This is a genomic window from Flavihumibacter sp. CACIAM 22H1 (assembly GCF_001601815.1).
Lineage (GTDB): Bacteria > Bacteroidota > Bacteroidia > Chitinophagales > Chitinophagaceae > Flavihumibacter.
Genome location: NZ_LUKG01000037.1, coordinates 26805 through 44394 on the forward strand (window position 1 = coordinate 26805; position 17590 = coordinate 44394).

The 17590-nt window shown below is 46.1% G+C and carries 16 protein-coding genes; 3 read left to right on the top strand and 13 right to left on the bottom strand.

Going from position 1 to position 17590, the window contains the following annotated elements; all coding sequences use genetic code 11:
- Positions 1-125: 125 nt before the first annotated feature.
- From A1D16_RS11710 to acpS, 6 genes are all read right to left on the bottom strand, one after another.
- Positions 126-383: an acyl carrier protein gene (locus tag A1D16_RS11710; RefSeq protein ID WP_290709650.1), complete on the bottom strand. Its 258-nt coding sequence runs from the start codon at positions 381-383 to the stop codon at positions 126-128.
- A 68-nt stretch (positions 384-451) separates the two neighbouring features.
- Entirely contained in the window at positions 452-1675 is a 1224-nt protein-coding gene (locus tag A1D16_RS11715; protein ID WP_290709652.1) for a beta-ketoacyl-[acyl-carrier-protein] synthase family protein, read from the bottom strand.
- Positions 1676-1680: 5 nt separating this feature from the next.
- Positions 1681-2409, bottom strand: coding sequence for a 3-oxoacyl-ACP reductase FabG (fabG, locus tag A1D16_RS11720; RefSeq protein ID WP_290709654.1), 729 nt, complete (start codon positions 2407-2409; stop codon positions 1681-1683).
- Between the two features lie 7 nt (positions 2410-2416).
- Positions 2417-3982 (bottom strand): aromatic amino acid ammonia-lyase, encoded by a 1566-nt coding sequence (locus A1D16_RS11725; RefSeq protein ID WP_290709656.1) that lies wholly within the window; start codon positions 3980-3982, stop codon positions 2417-2419.
- A gap of 57 nt (positions 3983-4039) precedes the next feature.
- A complete protein-coding gene (locus A1D16_RS11730; protein ID WP_290709658.1) occupies positions 4040-5329 on the bottom strand; it encodes an AMP-binding protein in 1290 nt (429 codons plus the stop codon).
- A gap of 15 nt (positions 5330-5344) precedes the next feature.
- On the bottom strand, positions 5345-5719 hold the full coding sequence (acpS, locus tag A1D16_RS11735) for a holo-ACP synthase (protein WP_290709660.1): 375 nt from the start codon (positions 5717-5719) through the stop codon (positions 5345-5347).
- Between the two features lie 95 nt (positions 5720-5814).
- Here acpS and A1D16_RS11740 point away from each other — a divergent pair, with 95 nt between their 5' ends.
- Positions 5815-8340: a family 20 glycosylhydrolase gene (locus A1D16_RS11740; RefSeq protein WP_290709662.1), complete on the top strand. Its 2526-nt coding sequence runs from the start codon at positions 5815-5817 to the stop codon at positions 8338-8340.
- Here the strand turns inward: A1D16_RS11740 and A1D16_RS11745 are convergent.
- Complete coding sequence (locus A1D16_RS11745; RefSeq protein ID WP_290709664.1) at positions 8337-9542, bottom strand: porin; 1206 nt, start codon at positions 9540-9542, stop codon at positions 8337-8339. The two genes, A1D16_RS11740 and A1D16_RS11745, sit on opposite strands and share 4 nt — an antisense overlap.
- A gap of 54 nt (positions 9543-9596) precedes the next feature.
- Between A1D16_RS11745 and aqpZ the strand changes: the two genes are divergently transcribed.
- Together aqpZ and A1D16_RS11755 are read left to right on the top strand one after the other, a co-directional pair.
- A complete protein-coding gene (gene aqpZ, locus A1D16_RS11750) occupies positions 9597-10280 on the top strand; it encodes an aquaporin Z (RefSeq protein ID WP_290709666.1) in 684 nt (227 codons plus the stop codon).
- Between the two features lie 78 nt (positions 10281-10358).
- Positions 10359-12599: an alpha-L-fucosidase gene (locus tag A1D16_RS11755; protein ID WP_290709668.1), complete on the top strand. Its 2241-nt coding sequence runs from the start codon at positions 10359-10361 to the stop codon at positions 12597-12599.
- A gap of 30 nt (positions 12600-12629) precedes the next feature.
- Here the strand turns inward: A1D16_RS11755 and A1D16_RS11760 are convergent, their stop codons facing one another.
- From A1D16_RS11760 to A1D16_RS11785, 6 genes are all read right to left on the bottom strand, one after another.
- A complete protein-coding gene (locus A1D16_RS11760; protein ID WP_290709670.1) occupies positions 12630-12815 on the bottom strand; it encodes a hypothetical protein in 186 nt (61 codons plus the stop codon).
- 13 nt (positions 12816-12828) lie between these two features.
- A complete protein-coding gene (locus tag A1D16_RS11765; RefSeq protein WP_290709672.1) occupies positions 12829-14481 on the bottom strand; it encodes a sodium:solute symporter family protein in 1653 nt (550 codons plus the stop codon).
- Between the two features lies 1 nt (position 14482).
- Complete coding sequence (locus A1D16_RS11770) at positions 14483-15376, bottom strand: SMP-30/gluconolactonase/LRE family protein (protein WP_290709674.1); 894 nt, start codon at positions 15374-15376, stop codon at positions 14483-14485.
- A 1-nt stretch (position 15377) separates the two neighbouring features.
- Positions 15378-16166: an SDR family oxidoreductase gene (locus A1D16_RS11775; protein WP_290709676.1), complete on the bottom strand. Its 789-nt coding sequence runs from the start codon at positions 16164-16166 to the stop codon at positions 15378-15380.
- An 11-nt stretch (positions 16167-16177) separates the two neighbouring features.
- Positions 16178-17344 carry a mandelate racemase/muconate lactonizing enzyme family protein gene (locus tag A1D16_RS11780; RefSeq protein ID WP_290709677.1) on the bottom strand — a complete coding sequence of 389 codons (1167 nt, stop codon included), beginning with the start codon at positions 17342-17344 and terminating at the stop codon, positions 16178-16180.
- Between the two features lie 5 nt (positions 17345-17349).
- The coding region (locus A1D16_RS11785; protein WP_290709678.1) for a hypothetical protein at positions 17350-17590 on the bottom strand (241 nt) is incomplete at its 5' end.

Below are 17590 nucleotides of genomic sequence, written 5' to 3' on the forward strand. Positions count from 1 at the left end.
AAATAATAAGCCGCCCACTAATCGAAGCAGCCCATATGCAGGAGAAAGCCCCAATTGCTTCAGTACCACCACAAAAATGCGGTAACCCAGCGGAGTAGCCTGGGATTTCCCCTGCCAGGTAGTCATTAAACCAATTCTTTAGAGTGGATGCGCCGGGCGGTATAGTCATAAAAATCCTGGATGGTTTCGATCGTCAGAAAATCTTCGGGTTTTACTTTAAAACCGAAATGATGTTCCAGCACTACTACCATATCAATGTAATCCAGACTGTCGAGTTCCAGGGTATCTTTAAGGTTTGCTTCAGGCGTAATTTTGTCCGCGTTCACTTCAAACTCTTCTACCAGGAGATAATTGATTTTCTCAATAATTTGCTCAATTGTCATAGCGGCTAAATTAAGTCGGTTAAGGTTTTTATTCAACAGTAAAAGGATAAAACGTCGATTTTCTGTGATTAATTGTAGTATTTTTTTACGATCAGTGAGGAATTTGTTCCCCCAAATCCAAAAGAATTTGATAGAAAGCAATCAAATTCGGTGTCAATTGCTTTGGTTACCAGGTTGATCCTTGCAGAATCCTCATCCGGTTCTTCAAAATTTATATTGGGAGCAATAAAGTTGTGTTGCATCATGAGCATACTGTACACAATTTCACTGGCGCCTGCCATCCAGCACTCATGACCTGTCATTGATTTTGTTGAACTTACATAGGGGCGGCTGGCTCCAAAAACCTCGTGGATGGCTCTTGCCTCGCTGCTGTCACCTGCGGGCGTGGACGTAGCATGGGCATTTATATAGAAAATATCTTTTGCCTGCAGCCCGGCATCTTTCAGTGCCATATTTAAAGCGCGTACAGGCCCGTCCACTGTAGGATTGGATATATGTTCTCCATTCGACGAAAACCCATACCCTACCACTTCACCCAGGATATTGGCTCCCCTGGCCAAAGCGGCGTCCAGGCTTTCCAATATTACTGTTGCAGCTCCTCCTGAAGGAATCAACCCGTCGCGGTTCTTATCAAATGGGCGCGATGCTTTCGTGGGTTCCCCTTCCCTGACGGAAAAAGCCGAGAGGGCATCAAAACTGCCCATTGAATAGATATTAATTTCCTGGGCGCCACCACAAATAACGGCTTCCTGCAACCCTGATTTAATAAAATGATACCCCAGCCCGATTGAATGGCTTCCGCTTGCACAGGCGGCACTGATCGTAAAATTTACCCCTTTTAACCGGAAGATAGTGGCCAGGTTCATGGTAACGGTAGAGTTCATTACCTGGAAAACGGAACCGGACCCAACAAGCGTGGTATCCTTTTTTTCCCGCATCAGATCCGTGCCGGTAACCACGGGTTCAGCGGAACTGTCGTTGCCGTACAGCACCCCAATTTCCATGGAGTTCAGTAAATCGTCGGTAATACCGGCCTGTTTCAGCGCTTCCAGGGTAGCCATATAGGCGAATTCTCCCTGTTGCGGTAACATGATCCTTGCCCTGCGATCAAGCAGGCCTTTCAGGTTGGGACGCTCCACAAAACCGGTGAGCCCCGACCGGTATCCAAATTCCTTTCGGGCAGGATCCAGAATAATACCGGATTTTCCTTCATAGAGGGATTGTTGAACCTCCTGCTGGTTTTTTCCTATACAGGAATAAATCCCCATACCCGTAATCACTACTCTCTTCATGCCTGCTAAGTATATAGTCCACCATTAATCGATAAAACAGTACCTGTAATATAACCAGATTCCGGCGAAGCCAAAAATGCTACTGCATGTGCTACTTCTTCGGGCTTGCCGAACCGCTGAACGGGAATCATTGCTTTGAGTTCCTGTTCATTTAAAGCTTCCGTCATATCCGTTTGGATAAAGCCAGGCGCCACCGCATTTACTGTTACCCCGCGTTTAGCTACTTCCTGGGCCAGGGCCTTGGTAGCCCCGATTACGCCGGCTTTGGCAGCTGAATAATTTGTTTGCCCGGGCATGCCTTTCAGTCCAGACAGAGATACCACATTCACAATCCTGCCCATCCGGCGCATCAGCATGCCACTTAATACCTCTCTGGTAACATAAAAAAATGCGTCTAAACTGGTTGAAAGCACCGAATCCCATTGTTCATCCTTCATCCACATCATCAGGGTATCGTCTTTAATGCCGGCATTGTTTACCAGCACTTCGATGGGGTTGTCTTTATTAGCTTCGATCCAGCTGCCCAGAACAGCCTTGATCTGTTCTTTATCTGCCACATTAAACGCCATCAGTTCGCCGGTTGCACCAGCCGCTTTTATTCCTGCCAGCGTTTCTTCGGCAGCAGCCTGGTTACCTTTATAATTCACCAGTACATGATAGCCCAGGCTGGCCATTTTCAGGCAGATAGCACGACCAATTCCGCGGGATCCTCCGGTTACCAATACAGTTTTCATACGCATTTTATTGTTGTTGACGGATGGCCCTGCTTACGACCGGTTCAGCCTTTTCAAAATAAGTCCGAACGGCAGCAATTTTTTTATACCGCGGCGCATCGTCCACAAAACTCGGGAAGATAGCCTGTATTTCTTGGTACAGCCCCAGTGTTGCGGATGCCATCCGGTCCTGGCATTTCAGGTAATCCACTGCATGAATTAAGGTAATCATTTGTATTACCAAAACCTCAAACGAATTATTGATTACCCTGCGGGTAAGCAGGGCAGCATTGGAGCCCATGCTTACAATGTCCTGATTATCATTGTTATTGGGAATGCTATGGATATACATTGGGTTGCTGAAGGTTTGGTTCTCCGCTACCGTAGACGTTGCGGTGAACTGCATACCCTGAATGCCAAAATTTAAGCCCAATGTTCCCAGGTTTAAAAAAGGCGGGAACTTTTCATTGAGGCGGGCATTCAGCAGGTAATTCAGTTGCCGCTCACTTAACATGCTCAATTTGGTGATAGCAATTTTGAGCTTATCCATTTCAAGCGAAACATAATCTCCATGGAAATTACCTCCATGAAAAATATTCGCATTCTCGTGGTCGATGATGGGGTTATCGTTCACAGAATTGAACTCCGCTACAATTACTTTTTCAGCTTGTTCAATGGTATCCAGGATGGGTCCCAGCACCTGTGTTATACAACGAAGTGAATAATACTCCTGTACCTTGTCCTCAAACACATCCTGGTCCATTTTATCTCCCTCGTACAGGTGTTTTTTCCTGCTTCGGATCATGTGGCTATCGCCCAGCAGCGAACGCATCATTTTTGCAATAGCCTGCTGGCCCGGATGGTGTTTTACATGATTCAGTTCGTGCGAGAAATGATCGTCATATGCTTCTACCACTTCATTGGTCATGGCCGAAAGAAAAACAGACCATTCCAGTAATTTTTTTGCCTGCAGCAGGTTTACCAGCGCAATGCCGGTCATGGCAGAAGTGCCATTGATAAGGGCCAGCCCTTCCCGAACATGAATGGTTAGTGGCTGGATGGATAGTTCCGCAAAAACCTCCGCGGTTGGCCGAATTGCCTCCTGGTACCAGACATCGCCTTCCCCTATCAGGGTCAGTGCCAGGTGGGCCAGTTGAACCAGGTCTCCACTGGCACCTACCCCACCATGTTCGTAAATGACCGGATATACTTTTTTATTCAGCAGTTCCACCAATAATTCCACCAGTTCGGGATGTATACCGGAATAACCCTGCAAAAAATTATTAAGCCTTGCCAGCAGGAGCCCCCGAACCAGCACTGGTGCAATTGGCTGACCACTGCCGGTACTATGGCTGCGAATGAGGTTGTATTGAAGTGCATTCAGGTTTTGCTCACTGATCCGGTATTGCGCCATAGGGCCGAAACCTGTATTAATGCCGTATATTATTTTATTGGACGCGAAACCTTTCAGGAAATCGTGGTTCCTGGCCACATTTTCCAGCAGGGCCGTGCTAACGGATACCGGTTTCTCTTCCAGCACAATTTCCTGAAAATCGGATAGGGTCAACTTTTTGTCGATCGTAAAATTTGTCACGTTCTTGTCGTTATTGAAAGGGCTCAAAATTAGGGATAATGCACAAAATTGCCGCAATTAGCGGCGATCGATCAATTTCTGCGGCTTTCTGCCTCCTTCCGGGAACTGAAGTGCCTGTAATTCAGCCGCTGATGTAAGCAAAACTTCAGGGATTACCCGCAGTCCGGACCGGAGTTTCTCCCGGATGGTAGTTAGCAGACTTTCGGAAGGCTCCGGAATATCCAGGTGTATTCTCACCTCATCTGTATCCCATTCACTACTTCGTAGTTCCACTACATAATCCCGGATGGCCGGCATTTCGTTCAACAGGTCATAAATGGCCGGGGGATAAAGCGTGGTTCCTTTGAATTTAATCATTTGCTGCCGACGGCCTATAACCCCGCTCAACCGGGCGCTGCTGCGTCCGCAGGAACAGGGCTCGGTTTGCAGTATGCAAATATCGCCGGTTTTATACCGAAGCAGGGGCATTCCTTCCACCCCAAGAGTTGTTATAGTAACTTCTCCCGGCTGACCAGCAGGTACCGGCTGGTTATTTTCGTCCAATACTTCCACTATCAGCAGTTCGGGGTTTAAATGGCCCCCGGCACTGGCTGTACATTCTGTAAATGCTGTTTGCATTTCGGTAGAGGCATAGGTGCCAAATAGTTTAATATTCCAGGCATTCTGGATCCTCTCCGCCAATCGGTTCGGCCGGTTGTCTGGATGCCGGATCGTTTCACCAATGCAGATTGCCGCTTTTACGGAGCTGGCATTCAAATTAATAGCATTCGCCTCGGCATATTCGATCAGTTTAACCAGGAAGGAGGGAACAGCTACTATAACTGTGGGGTTTACCCGCTCTATGGTGGCCCATTGCAGAAAAGGCGCACCCGGACCTACCCGAACCAGGGAAGCCCCTAGTTTTCGGATGCCCAGGTAATAGGCAATTCCCGCCATAAACTGGCGGTCAAGGGTTAGCATAAGCTGGTAAGTATCTGCAGCTGTGCCCCCCGCTAAACGGAAAGAGCAAAGTTCGTTATAGGCCAGTCGATCCAGGTCGTTTTCTGTAAGGGCAATAGTAACAGGCGCGCCCAAAGTGCCCGAACTGGCCATGTATTCAGCAATTTTTTCACGGGGTACAGAACAAAAATCCCAGTTCCGCCGCTGCAGCTCTTCCTTGGTAGTTACCGGAAGCGTTTGCAGATCACGAAGGGTCTGAATGGCAAAGGGATTAATTCCATAAGCGGCAAACCGCTCTCTATAAAAAGGAGAATTACCGGCCAGGTAACGCAAGAGTTCCTGCAGTTTTTTTTCCTGCATTTCCCTGATCTGGCGGGCTTCTTCAAAAACAATGTCGGGTGAATTCATAGTTTAGGTGCAACATTAGCCTTCCAGCAAAACAATTGCCGTAGCCATGGTTTTTTGGTGCGACAAAGATACATGGATACGACGGAATGGCCTACCGGCCAATGTTTGAGCGGTTTCTCCCAGCAGGTTTATTTGCGGTTGTCCCTGTGCGTTGTGGATAACTTCAATTTCATGGAAAGCAGTACCGTTGATCCAGCCCGTGCCCAATGCCTTTAGAAATGCTTCTTTTGCAGCAAACCTGGCTGCATAATGCTGGTACGGCATCGCCTGCTTCTCACAATAGGCAATTTCGCCGGAAGAAAATACCAATTCCTGAAAGCCCTGCTTGCCTTTCAGGCTTCGCTCTATCCGCTCCACTTCCACCAAATCAATACCAGTACCAAAGATCATTGCGCTTATTTATTGGTCCAAATCTAATGGATTTGTGATTTTTGCTCAAGTCGCCCTGTTTATACCCTAATTTTAATGCCTTATAAACGCTTTCTATGATTCGCTTTTTTGTTGCCTGTAACCTGCTGCTGCTTTGCCTGCTTTCCTATGGTCAGAAAAAAAATACGGAAACCCTTGTTCCGATCGAACTGGAATGGCGATTAGTTACCAATAATTATCTGAACGAGTTCAAGGCACTAAATGAGCTTACGCTCCGCAACCTGGGAAAAAAGGATTTTCCCGCGGCGGGCTGGGCCATTTATTTTTCCTGCGGCAGAGAAGCCCTGCCTACCACTGCCAATGGTTTACGCATAGAACATGTGAACGGTGATTTATACAAATTGTTCCCCGTGGCAGGCGGCACCCCTCTTAAAAAAGGAGCAACTGCCGTACTTCAATACCCTACTGTGGGCTACTCACTTAATTATTCAGCAGCCCCTAACGGTATTTACCTGGTTTGGGACAGTAACCCGGAAAAGGGGTTCAATTTAGCCAGTATCCGCCACGGACAGTTTAGCGATACTACTATTGCTTATAAAACGCCGGAAGATTTTTATGACAAATATGCTTCAGCAACTTTTCAGGCCGCTGCCGCACCGGCTGTTTTTCCAACCCCTTCTTCGATGAGTATAGGATCCGGTAGTTTCAGTTTTGATGCACAAACCACCTTAGTTACCGACCCCCAGTTTGAAGCAGAAGCCAGTTACTTAGCTAACCAGGGATTACTTCTTTTTGGCAAAAGGCTGCCGGTTACTACTGCCGGGCAGGAGAGGCAGCTTTCGATCCGCCTTAAAAAAAATGAGTTGAAAGGAGAAGCCTATGAACTTTCGGTCAGCACCCTGGGAGTGGTAATCAGTGCCGGTACCAATGCGGGTATGTTTTATGGTATCCAAAGTTTACAATCGCTGATCCCGGCAATTCAATGGAAGAACAAATCCGGCGCTATTCGATTGCCTGCAGTGGATATTAAGGATGCGCCCCGGTTTGGATTTCGCAGTCTTATGATGGATATCGCCCGAAACTTTCAACCCAAAAAGGAATTAATGCGGATCCTGGATCTTATGGCGATGTATAAACTCAATGCCCTTCACCTGCATTTTAATGATGATGAGGGCTGGAGAATTGAAATGCCTTCCTTCCCTGAACTTACCCAGGTTGGTGCACTAAGAGGGCATCCGATGGACGGTAAGAACAATTTACCGCCCTCCTATGGAGCGGGTCCAACGCCGGGAAAATTACCCGCCAGCGGATTCTATTCTCGCCAGGATTTTATAGAAATACTTCGCTATGCCACCGAACGGCATATTCAGATAATTCCTGAAATCGAAACGCCCGGCCACGCAAGAGCCGCCATTAAATCAATGGACGCCCGTTACCGGAAATACCTGCAGGAGGGGAACCGGGAAGAAGCCTTGAAATACCTCTTACGTGATACGATGGATCAGTCGAAGTACAGTACAGCGCAGGCCTGGACAGATAATATAATGTGCGTGGCAATGCCCTCCGTTTATACGTTTATTGAACGTATTGTGGATGATATCCGCGGAATTTACAAAGAAGCCGAAGCACCCCTTACTACTATTCATATGGGAGGGGATGAAGTACCGGCCGGTGTGTGGGAAGGATCTCCACTTTGCCAGGAACTGATTGCAAAGGACCCTGCATTGGAGAACGTAGATGACCTCTGGTATTACTATTTCACGAAAGTGCAGAAAATACTGGTAGCCCGCGGCCTCGAATTATCGGGATGGGAAGAAGTGGGTATGCGCAAAACCAAACTACATGGACAAACGAAATTGATCGTTAATCCACGTTTGGCAAATGAAGGCTACCGGCTGCATGTATGGAATAATATGGTTGGATGGGGTAATGAAGACCTCCCTTATCGCCTGGCTAATGCAGGTTATAAAGTGATCTTATCACCTGTCAGCAATAATTATTTTGACATGTCGTACCTGCGTTCTCCGGAGGAACCCGGTTACTATTGGGGTGGATTTACAGATGTCGACAAACCTTTCTATTTTATACCGTACGATTACTTCAAAAATACCAAAGAAGACGCAGCAGGAAATCCTGTTACTGCAGCAGCTTTTGTGGGAAAAGACCGGTTGACAGATTTTGGAAAATCCAACATAATAGGATTGCAGGGATTGATATGGTCTGAAACCCTGAGAAGCGAAGCCAACCTGGAATACATGATACTTCCGAAATTATTGGGATTAGCCGAACGCGCCTGGGCTGCAGACCCCGAATGGGCAGGCACGCAGGATGCCGCTAAAGCCGCTGCATCTTACTCGGCAGACTGGAATCGATTTGCAAACCGGCTTGGACAGCAGGAACTGCCCAAACTAGATTATTACGGTGGCGGATATGCGTACAGGGTGCCACCACCCGGTATAAAAAAGGAAAATGGCAAACTGTTGATGAATGTACAATTCCCGGGACTAACCATTCGGTATACAACCGATGGCTCCGAACCCAGCTTACAATCGGCTGTTTACAAGGAACCCATTGAAGCAACCGGGGTGATCAAAGCAAAAACCTTTACTACTTCGGGAAGGGGTTCCAGGACCGTGTTCTAAAAACTCCTTTCAAAGATTCTGTCAAAATCGAGGCGAATACCGATGGTATTAACCGTTGGTTCTTTAATTCCCTGGGCTGTTTCACTATCGGTTATTCTTGATTCTATATAAAATCGGCCATAAGGAAGGGGGTGGTACTCCGCACCCAGGATGAGGTAGGATCTTTTAAAGTTTTTGTACAGGGGGTTTTCTCCTGTTGCTGTCTGAACCTCGGTATCGGGCTTATAATAGTTTCCTCCACCTGTGAAGCGCCAGTTTTTCCATCGGTATCTTATAAACAATTCATAACCGGTTGCATTAAAAACTACTGCCGGATATGTATTGCCGGCCACCGGGTCGGGTAGTTTTCCCGTTGTCAGATCACCGTTGCTGTGTTTTGCAATAACTGCTGCCAGTTCCAGCTGGTTGGTAATATAACTGGTACCGATGGCAAGGTATTCCGGATTGTTTTTTAGGCCAATAAATTCGCCCGAACCAATAAGCGATTTGTTTAAGAATGCTTTGTTATAAGCAATGCCCAGGTTAAAATGCGGAGTTAGGGCGGCTCTTATATTAAACCCTATTCCGTCAAAAAAACGACGGTTAGTGGTATTCACGAATTGTGTCTGCAGGCCATAGGAAAACCGTCCGCTGGTATTACGATAGGTAAGCGCCTGGTCTGCCCGGCCGGTTCCGGTAAAACCGCCGTCTGTACCTGCATTATAGGTTGCCGTAGCTCCTCCGCCAAATACATTGAAACGGTCGGTGAAACCGGACACATCATAATAAATGCTTTTCTGTTTACCCAGCACCAGGTATCCCCATTTTCCCAGGTCCATGCCGATATAACCTAATCTTCCTGAAAAAACCTGCCTGTTCTGTACCCGGTCTGCCACCAGGTATCCACCAGTAGTGTTGGCGTTTAGATTAAAAGATACTTCAGAGCGGAACATATTAACCTGCAACTCAACGCCTGTGAAATAACGGATCTTATGGTGGGTTGTACTGATTTCAAATCCTATTCTGGAAGCATTTTCCTGTATCTCCAATTCTTTGTTATACAAGGCAAAATGCCCCCTAAAACTTCCATAAACATGTAGTTGAACGGGAATGGAATCGGGCTTTTTTTCCAGGGTTTGAGAATAGGATCGGATGCCGGGTAAATAAACTAGGAAAGCCAAAAAACAACGGCTGGAAATGAACCGTAAAATAGAATCTTTCATATATCAAATATATTTTATATTTATATACAAGTTCCCCTACTCAAAATCATCAACATGAAAAGTTATCTGGCTGAATTCATCGGCACCTTCTGGCTCGTGGCCGGAGGTTGCGGAAGTGCTTTACTGTCGGCTGCATTTCCTGAGGTTGGCATTGGTTTACTGGGTGTATCACTCGCATTTGGGCTAACGGTATTAACCATTGCGTATGCATTCGGGCCGGTTTCCGGTGCCCATTTAAATCCGGCAGTAACAATAGGGCTGGTAGCTGCCGGCAAATTTGATGCAAAGCAGGCGCTGCCCTATATATTGGCACAGGTATTAGGCGGCCTGCTGGCAGCATGCTTTTTGTACATAGTGGTAACCGGAAACGGAGCTTCCATTGGCGATTTTGCGGCCAATGGTTACAGGGCCCACTCACCTGGAAAATACGGTATAAAAGCAGCCATAGCAACTGAGTTTGTAATGACTGCCATGTTCCTGTTTATAATACTGGGAGCCACTGCCAAAAGGGCTGCACCCGGCTTTGCAGGAATTGCCATCGGACTGGGTTTAACACTGATTCATCTTATTTCCATACCTGTTACGAATACCTCTGTAAATCCTGCAAGAAGCATTAGCCAGGCAGTGTTTGTAGGCGGATGGGCAATGGAGCAACTCTGGCTATTTATAGTGGTACCTATTGCAGGGGCAGCAGTAGCTGGCTTGCTTTATAAGTACCTATTTGATGAAGCAAAGTGAATTTAAACAATCGAATGCACAAGATTCAGGTAATTTAAACGGCCAACAAGGTTTAATTTCATCGTTTATACTGTTATTATGAAATTAAGCCATATCACCTTTTTCAGCCTGTTGGCGGTTGTGTTGAATTCCTGTTCCTCTGTACCGAAAGAAAATCTATTTCCCGTACAGAGCACCCTGGCAATAAGTTCCACTGATACACCGGATTCTATCCTGCTGAAAGCAGCACATATTGTACCAACCGATAACCAGTATGAAGCTTTAAAGAATGAATTCATTGCTTTCATTCATTTTGGTCCGAATACATTTACCCGCATGGAGTGGGGGAATGGTATGGAAGACCCAAAAATTTTCAACCTGCAGCAATTGGATACGGACCAGTGGTGCCAGGCAATGAAAGCAGCCGGAATGAAAATGGTAATTCTTACTGCCAAACATCATGATGGATTTGTGCTTTGGCAAAGCAGGTATACCACCCATGGTATTATGTCCACTCCTTTTCAGAATGGCAAAGGAGATGTTATGAAAGAGCTGAGTGCTTCCTGCAAAAAATATGGCTTAAAACTCGGCGTTTACTTGTCGCCGGCCGATCTGTTTCAAATTGAAAGCAAAACAGGACTTTATGGAAACCTGTCCAAAATAAGCAAGCGCACTATCCCCCGGCCAGTGGAAGGGCGTCCATTTGAAAATAAAACAAGCTTTGAATTTGAGGTCGATGATTACAATGAATATTTCCTCAACCAGTTGTTTGAATTACTGACCGAATATGGTCCTATTGATGAAGTATGGTTTGACGGGGCTCATCCCAAAACAAAAGGAGGACAACAATACAATTACCTGGCCTGGAAAAAACTGATCTCAACACTGGCACCTAATGCTGTAATATTTGGCAAACAGGATATTCGCTGGTGTGGAAATGAATCAGGAAAAACAAGAGACACCGAATGGAATGTGATGCCCTACGACAGCGACCCCGCGCTCATGAATAATTTTGCCGATCTGACGGATGATTCTTTAGGGCATCCGGAACAATTGAAGAAAGCTAAATTTTTACATTATCAACAGGCTGAAACAAATACTTCTATACGGGAAGGCTGGTTTTACCGGGACGATACTGACCAGAAAGTACGCAGTACAGACGATGTTTTTGATATGTACGAACGATCTGTTGGCGGCAACTCCACTTTTCTGCTAAATATCCCCCCTAACCGCGATGGAAGATTTTCACCAGAAGATTCCACGGTACTCAATGAAGTGGGTAAACGGATTACGGAAACCTATTCTAAAAACCTTTTAGCGGCCGCGGAGGCGCCGGGTGGCCTGCTCGATAAGAATGATGCCACCTACTATTTTGCAGCCGATCTTACTAAACCTATTGAACTGAAAACAGCAGAGCCGATTACCATTAACCGCTTTGTAATTCAGGAAGCTATAAAATCACATGGAGAACGGGTAAGCAAACACGCTGTTGATGCCTGGATTGATGGTGAATGGAAGGAAATTGCACAGGCCACCAATATCGGTTATAAGCGCATCCTCCGGTTTCCGGAACTACGTTCAGACCGTTTTCGTATACGCCTGTTAGAAGCACGTTATGCACCGGCTATTGTGGAAGTTGCTGCACATTATTATAAAACCCGTCCGCCTCAACTGGCATTTGAACGCAGTAAGGACGGACAGGTTACGATTGCCCCCGTACAAAAGGTTTTTAATTGGAAACCACATGGCGAAAACGCTTCTCAAAACATCAATACCGGTATAACAATCCGCTATACCACGGATGGTTCCGAGCCATCGGAAGATGCTGAATTATATACAGGCCCGTTTGCATTCAAAGGCGGCGAAGTAAAAGCTATTGCTATTGTAAATGGCGAAAAGAGCAGTTCTTCCGCTGCGCTATTCGGCATTGCTAAAGCCAACTGGACAGTTTGGCCGCAGGCTACCAATAAAGCAGACAGTGCAGGTTTCAGGGCATTCGACGGACTTAATCAAACAAGTTTTAACAGCATCGGAAATGCCGCCAACCGCAAACTAGGAATTGACCTTGGCAGCAATTATACCATCACCGCTTTCAGCTACACTCCGCCCACTAATAGTAAAGAGGGCTTATTGCAAAAGGGGCAGTTATTGGTAAGCGCGGATGGAACCAAATGGGAACCTGCGGGCTCCTTCGAATTTGGTAATATTATCAATGATCCCAGTACCAGGAAGTTTAATTTACCGGCAGCCAAACAGGCGCGTTATATAAAACTGGAAGCTACTCAAACAAGCGGCAATGGGACCGAACTGCGTATAGCAGAACTGGATTTCATTGAATAAATGCCAATGAATGCCGGTGGTTTTGCGGGTTTATGCCTTTTTCTTATCCAGTTTCCAGATAAGCAGAAGTATAGCGCCAAACACCGTATAAAACAGGCCCGTGGTAAAATTGACCTGGGGAAGAAGATCCGTTGAATCAGTATACAACTGGTAGAGCATTAATATAAGCCCGGTCAGTAAAAAAAAGCATCCGATCACTGCTTTCAAATCGATCATACAAAAAGCTTTATTAATAGAAAATTATATTCAAGGAAAGGGTGATAAGGAGTATCGCCAAACCCAGCCAGATCGGGTTCTGGTACCATTTTTTGTAGCGTATCGTTTCCTTCGGTGTTAAACTGTATACCAATCCGCCGAGTAGCTGATCCGGTATAGGTTTGGTAAGCAGGCTAATTAGTACGGTACTGATAAAACAAGTGGTAAAAGCTATCCAGGCTATTGTAAATGCCTGTCCGCTGCCGGAATAAAAATTGTGTAAGGGCAATAGCCAACCCCCTTTTCCTTCCGCCGTACTTAACCCGTGAATTATAGCTGCAGTGCTTGTTCCGGTAACAAGGCCCCAGAATGCACCATGGCCGGTGGTTCTTTTCCAGAACATACCCAGAAAAAACGTAGCAAACAAAGGTGCATTTACAAAACTGAACACCAATTGCAAAAGGTCCATGATGCTATTATAACTCCTGGCCACATATGCTGTTAAAATGGATAGTAAAATGCCTGCAACCGTGGTAATTTTTCCTACCCAAAAATAATGCTGCTCACTTCCTTTCTGATGGATATGCGTTTGATAAAGGTCAAAGGTCCAGACCGTATTAAAGGCAGTAACATTTCCTGCCATTCCGCTCATAAAAGAAGCAATTAATGCGGTTATACCTACCCCCAAAATTCCATTGGGGTACAATTTTTCCAGCAATACAGGTAATACCATATTGTAATTAGGTGAACCGTCTGCCGTTTTTGGCAAAGTGAATTCGGGATTTTGTGCCGAGATGGCAAGTAGCAGGATACCTGGTAGTATTACAATAACGGGCATGGCAATTTTTGGTAATGCAGCAATGATGGGTGTTTTCCTGGCCTCATCGAGATTACGGCTCACCATTGCCCGTTGAACAACCAGAAAGTCGGTACACCAGTACCCAAAGGCCAAAACGAAACCCAATCCAACTACCATACCCAGGTAATCTACCCCCATTGGATTGGAAGCTGGATCAGACAGTCCTTTCCAGACATGAAGTTTAGCATCATCTACGTTTTGTAAAACACCTTTCCATCCACCTGCTTTTTTTAGTCCCAGGTACACCAGGGGTGCAATTCCTAATACGATCAGAAAAAACTGGAGTACTTCATTGTAGATGGCACTGGTTAATCCGCCCAGGAAAACATAGACCAATACAATTAAGGCAGCTATCCAAATAGAGAGATCAAAATTCCAACCCAGCAATACTTCCATTAACATAGCCAGTGCATAAAGCGACACCCCGGAGGAGAAGATAGTCATAGCTGCAAAACTCAAGGCATTAAACGTGCGGGTCTTTTCATCGAAACGCAGTTTGAGGTATTCAGGCACACTTCTGGCCTTGCTTCCATAATAAAAAGGCATCATATAGATACCTAAAAAAATCATTGCCAGGGCAGCGCCGAACCAGTAAAAATGGGTAGTATAAAGCCCGTATTTAGCACCATTTGCCGCCATTCCCAAAACCTCCTGGGCACCCAGGTTGGCTGAAATAAACGCCAAACTGGTAATCCACAACGGAATAGATTTATCACTCATCAGGAAATCGTTGCCGGTTTTGATTTTTTTCTTCAACCAAAACCCGATACCCAATACGAATAAAAAGTAAAGCAGTATGATGCTATAATCAATAAGCTCTAAACGCATATTAGTAATTTGTTCTAAATAGATTGGTTCTTCTGCCCCTTACGCCAGGCTGCACTTCAAATACCGATCCGCTTAACGGCGCTTCAGCCAGTGCCTCTTCCGTCATTCCCGTACGGGCTGTAGTAATTAAAAGGCGGTTAAGTTCTTTACCTCCAAAGCAACAGGAACTTACCTGTGGTGCGTCTACTGTTACCTGGCCAATCAGGGCTCCGGTAAGTGGGTTGTATCGGTTCACACAGCCCCCGCCCCAGATGGCCACCCAAAGCATACCTTCTTCATCGATCGTCATACCATCCGGAATATAATCGGCTGAAAAATCAGCCACCACAGTACGGCCTCCAGACAGCTGACCCTGCAAACAATCAAATGCCAGTATCCGGTATTGAAAACTGTCGATAAAATAGAGGATGTTTCCGGTATCATTCCAGCAAAGGCCATTGGGTACTTTTAAATTGGATTGCTGTATATGCAGGTTGCCATCAAACTGGTAGAAATAACCCTTCTCTCCCAACCCATCCCGCTGCATGGTGCCAAACCAAAACCGGCCTGCTGCATCTGTTTTTCCATCATTAGAACGGTAGTTAGGGCGTTCCATTTCAAAAGAGCAAATGGGTCGCGTATGGTTCGCATACGGATCAAATTCAACCAGCGAGTGTTCTCCTGCCAATAACAACGTAAACCGATCGGTTAGCGAAAGGGCTGTTGCACGCAGGGAAATTTCCTTTTTGCAAAGTTTGCGGGTCAGCGGTTCCCAGCTATACAGGAGCGGTTCTCCGATATTGAGAAACAGGAATTTATTCCATTCATGGTGCCAAACCGGGCCTTCGCCGAGCTCTAATGAAAGCCGGATGCTTAATTCAGCCTGCCATTGTTGGCTGGTACTATACCTTATCATGTCATATATCTTGGAGTACAGCGCTTCGTCCGCCGTCTACCAGGTAAACGGTACCGGATGCAAAACGGGCAAATGAACTGGCCAGAAATACACACCAGGCGCCTATATCTGCCGGGTCTGCCAATGCTTTAACCGGATGCAGGGCAATGGTTTTATTTCTTTCTGTGGCGGGATCCGGGAAGCTGTTAAACCACTGTTGATTTCCCGGGGTGTCTACGAAACCAGGCGCCAGCCCTACTGTTCTTACGGCGGGCGCCCATTCCAGGGCCAGGCTTCGAACCAGGCCCAATAAAGCTGCTTTTGCTACCGGGTAGGGAAAACAACCCGGAATGGTCTGATAGGCATGATTCGAACTAATCACAATAAGTACACCCTGCGCTTCTTCCAGCATCGATCGGCAGGCGCGGGCTACCATCCAGTGTGCTGTTAGGTTAATAGCTAAATTATTATTCCAGTCATCCGTGCTGGTAGCGGTGGCACCTTTGAAAAAATTTACACCGGCATTACTAACGAGTACATCTAACCGATTATTGATTTTGCGGACCTTAGCTATAGCCTGCTCCAGTTCGCCGGCATTGGTTATATCTACCTTCTGGTAATACGAATTGGCTCCATAAGCCTGTAGTTCTTCCGCCCAGGTATGCACAGATGTATCTGTTGTATCCAGCAGATCAAACCCTGTAACAGCAGCACCAGCTTTTGCAAACATAAGGGAAGCGGCCCTGCCAATACCCTGTATGGCTCCTGTAATAAGTACCCGCTTTCCGGAAAAATCAAGTTCTATTGCCATAGTATTGTTTATTATACATAAAATCCAGGCCTGGGAACCAGGATCCCCGGGTGTTTTTCCATTTCTTCTTCCACAAGATCAACCCCCAAACCGGGCCGGTCACTTAACTGCAAATGGCCATTGGAAATCATTTCTTTAATCGGGTGGGTAATAATGGTATCTCGCCAGGGTACATCGGTGAACATGAATTCCTGTCGAAAAAAATTAGGAACGGAAGCACATACATGTGCAGAGGAAAGTGTTGATAAAGGTCCGTTCGGGTTATGCGGTGCCAGTAAGACGTTATAAGCTTCCATCATCGTAGCCATGCGTTTCATCTCAGACGGGCCACCACAACGGGTGATATCCGGCATCATGTAATCGCAGATATGTTGCTCCAATACAGGACGTATATTGTACCTGGTATAATGTCGCTCACCAACGCAAATGGATACATTCGATGGTATCCGATCTCGCATGGCCCTTAATACTTTATCATTTTCTGGTCCGGCTGGTTCTTCATACCAGGTTATATTCAGTGCAGACAGGCGTTGCGCCATTCGTACTGCAACAGAATAGTTTAACATGGCATGTGTTTCGATCATGATATCAAAATCTGCACCTACTGCCTCTCGCACAGCTTTACTGACCTCAAAAGCCAGGTCTTGTTGTGCGGGGGTAAGTGTAAGATTACTGGACAGATCTTCGCCGTACAGGTAATTGGTATGTGCAAAAGGATCAAATTTCAAACCGGTGAAACCCGCTTCTTTAACTTTTCTGGCCTGCGCAGCATAATCCTGGGCATTGTGTCCTCCACCGGTAAACCAGTAATTTGCATAGAGTTGAATAGCGGTTCGGAAGGAGCCTCCCAAAAGCTGGTAACAGGGTACTCCCAGGTATTTTGCTTTTAAATCCAGCAGGGCCATGTCAATACCACTGATAGCACACATGCTGGCGCCAAAGGGTCCCACCCAATTGAGGTCACGGTAAAGTTTTGTCCAGATAAAATCTGTGCGAAGCGGGTCCAATCCAATGATCCGTTGACCCACATGTTTCGTTGCTTCCAATACCAGGGGGCTGCCGGGCCAGTTAGTTGCCTCCCCTACTCCGGTATGCCCGGTATCCGTATAAATTTTTAATAAGGTCCAATTATACTTTATACCTTCTACCAGCCAAACTTTTACATCCGTAATTTTCATGTTGTTTATTTCACTAATTGAACAATAACTTTTCCTTGGTGAGGGGTTAGCGAATTTTTTGTTCCGGAATAATTACCCCAGGCCAGCGTCCAGAAATCCAGTTTATCCGCTACCAGTAATTCTTGTTTATAATTGGCCAGCCAATTGATTTTACCTGCCTGGGTACCATTTCCAAACACCTGAAGCAATGGTTGTTTTCCTGCTTTAAGACGCATCCAATCCAGCTTTTCTTTTGATGCTCTGTAC

What these genes read in the sequence shown, in the direction of transcription:
- A1D16_RS11710 (WP_290709650.1), bottom strand. Translation starts at nt 383, where the DNA reads ATGACAATTGAGCAAATTATTGAGAAAATCAATTATCTCCTGGTAGAA.
- A1D16_RS11715 (WP_290709652.1), bottom strand. Translation starts at nt 1,675, where the DNA reads ATGAAGAGAGTAGTGATTACGGGTATGGGGATTTATTCCTGTATAGGA.
- fabG (WP_290709654.1), bottom strand. Translation starts at nt 2,409, where the DNA reads ATGAAAACTGTATTGGTAACCGGAGGATCCCGCGGAATTGGTCGTGCT.
- A1D16_RS11730 (WP_290709658.1), bottom strand. Translation starts at nt 5,329, where the DNA reads ATGAATTCACCCGACATTGTTTTTGAAGAAGCCCGCCAGATCAGGGAA.
- acpS (WP_290709660.1), bottom strand. Translation starts at nt 5,719, where the DNA reads ATGATCTTTGGTACTGGTATTGATTTGGTGGAAGTGGAGCGGATAGAG.
- A1D16_RS11740 (WP_290709662.1), top strand. Translation starts at nt 5,815, where the DNA reads ATGATTCGCTTTTTTGTTGCCTGTAACCTGCTGCTGCTTTGCCTGCTT.
- A1D16_RS11745 (WP_290709664.1), bottom strand. Translation starts at nt 9,542, where the DNA reads ATGAAAGATTCTATTTTACGGTTCATTTCCAGCCGTTGTTTTTTGGCT.
- aqpZ (WP_290709666.1), top strand. Translation starts at nt 9,597, where the DNA reads ATGAAAAGTTATCTGGCTGAATTCATCGGCACCTTCTGGCTCGTGGCC.
- A1D16_RS11755 (WP_290709668.1), top strand. Translation starts at nt 10,359, where the DNA reads ATGAAATTAAGCCATATCACCTTTTTCAGCCTGTTGGCGGTTGTGTTG.
- A1D16_RS11760 (WP_290709670.1), bottom strand. Translation starts at nt 12,815, where the DNA reads ATGATCGATTTGAAAGCAGTGATCGGATGCTTTTTTTTACTGACCGGG.
- A1D16_RS11765 (WP_290709672.1), bottom strand. Translation starts at nt 14,481, where the DNA reads ATGCGTTTAGAGCTTATTGATTATAGCATCATACTGCTTTACTTTTTA.
- A1D16_RS11770 (WP_290709674.1), bottom strand. Translation starts at nt 15,376, where the DNA reads ATGATAAGGTATAGTACCAGCCAACAATGGCAGGCTGAATTAAGCATC.
- A1D16_RS11775 (WP_290709676.1), bottom strand. Translation starts at nt 16,166, where the DNA reads ATGGCAATAGAACTTGATTTTTCCGGAAAGCGGGTACTTATTACAGGA.
- A1D16_RS11780 (WP_290709677.1), bottom strand. Translation starts at nt 17,344, where the DNA reads ATGAAAATTACGGATGTAAAAGTTTGGCTGGTAGAAGGTATAAAGTAT.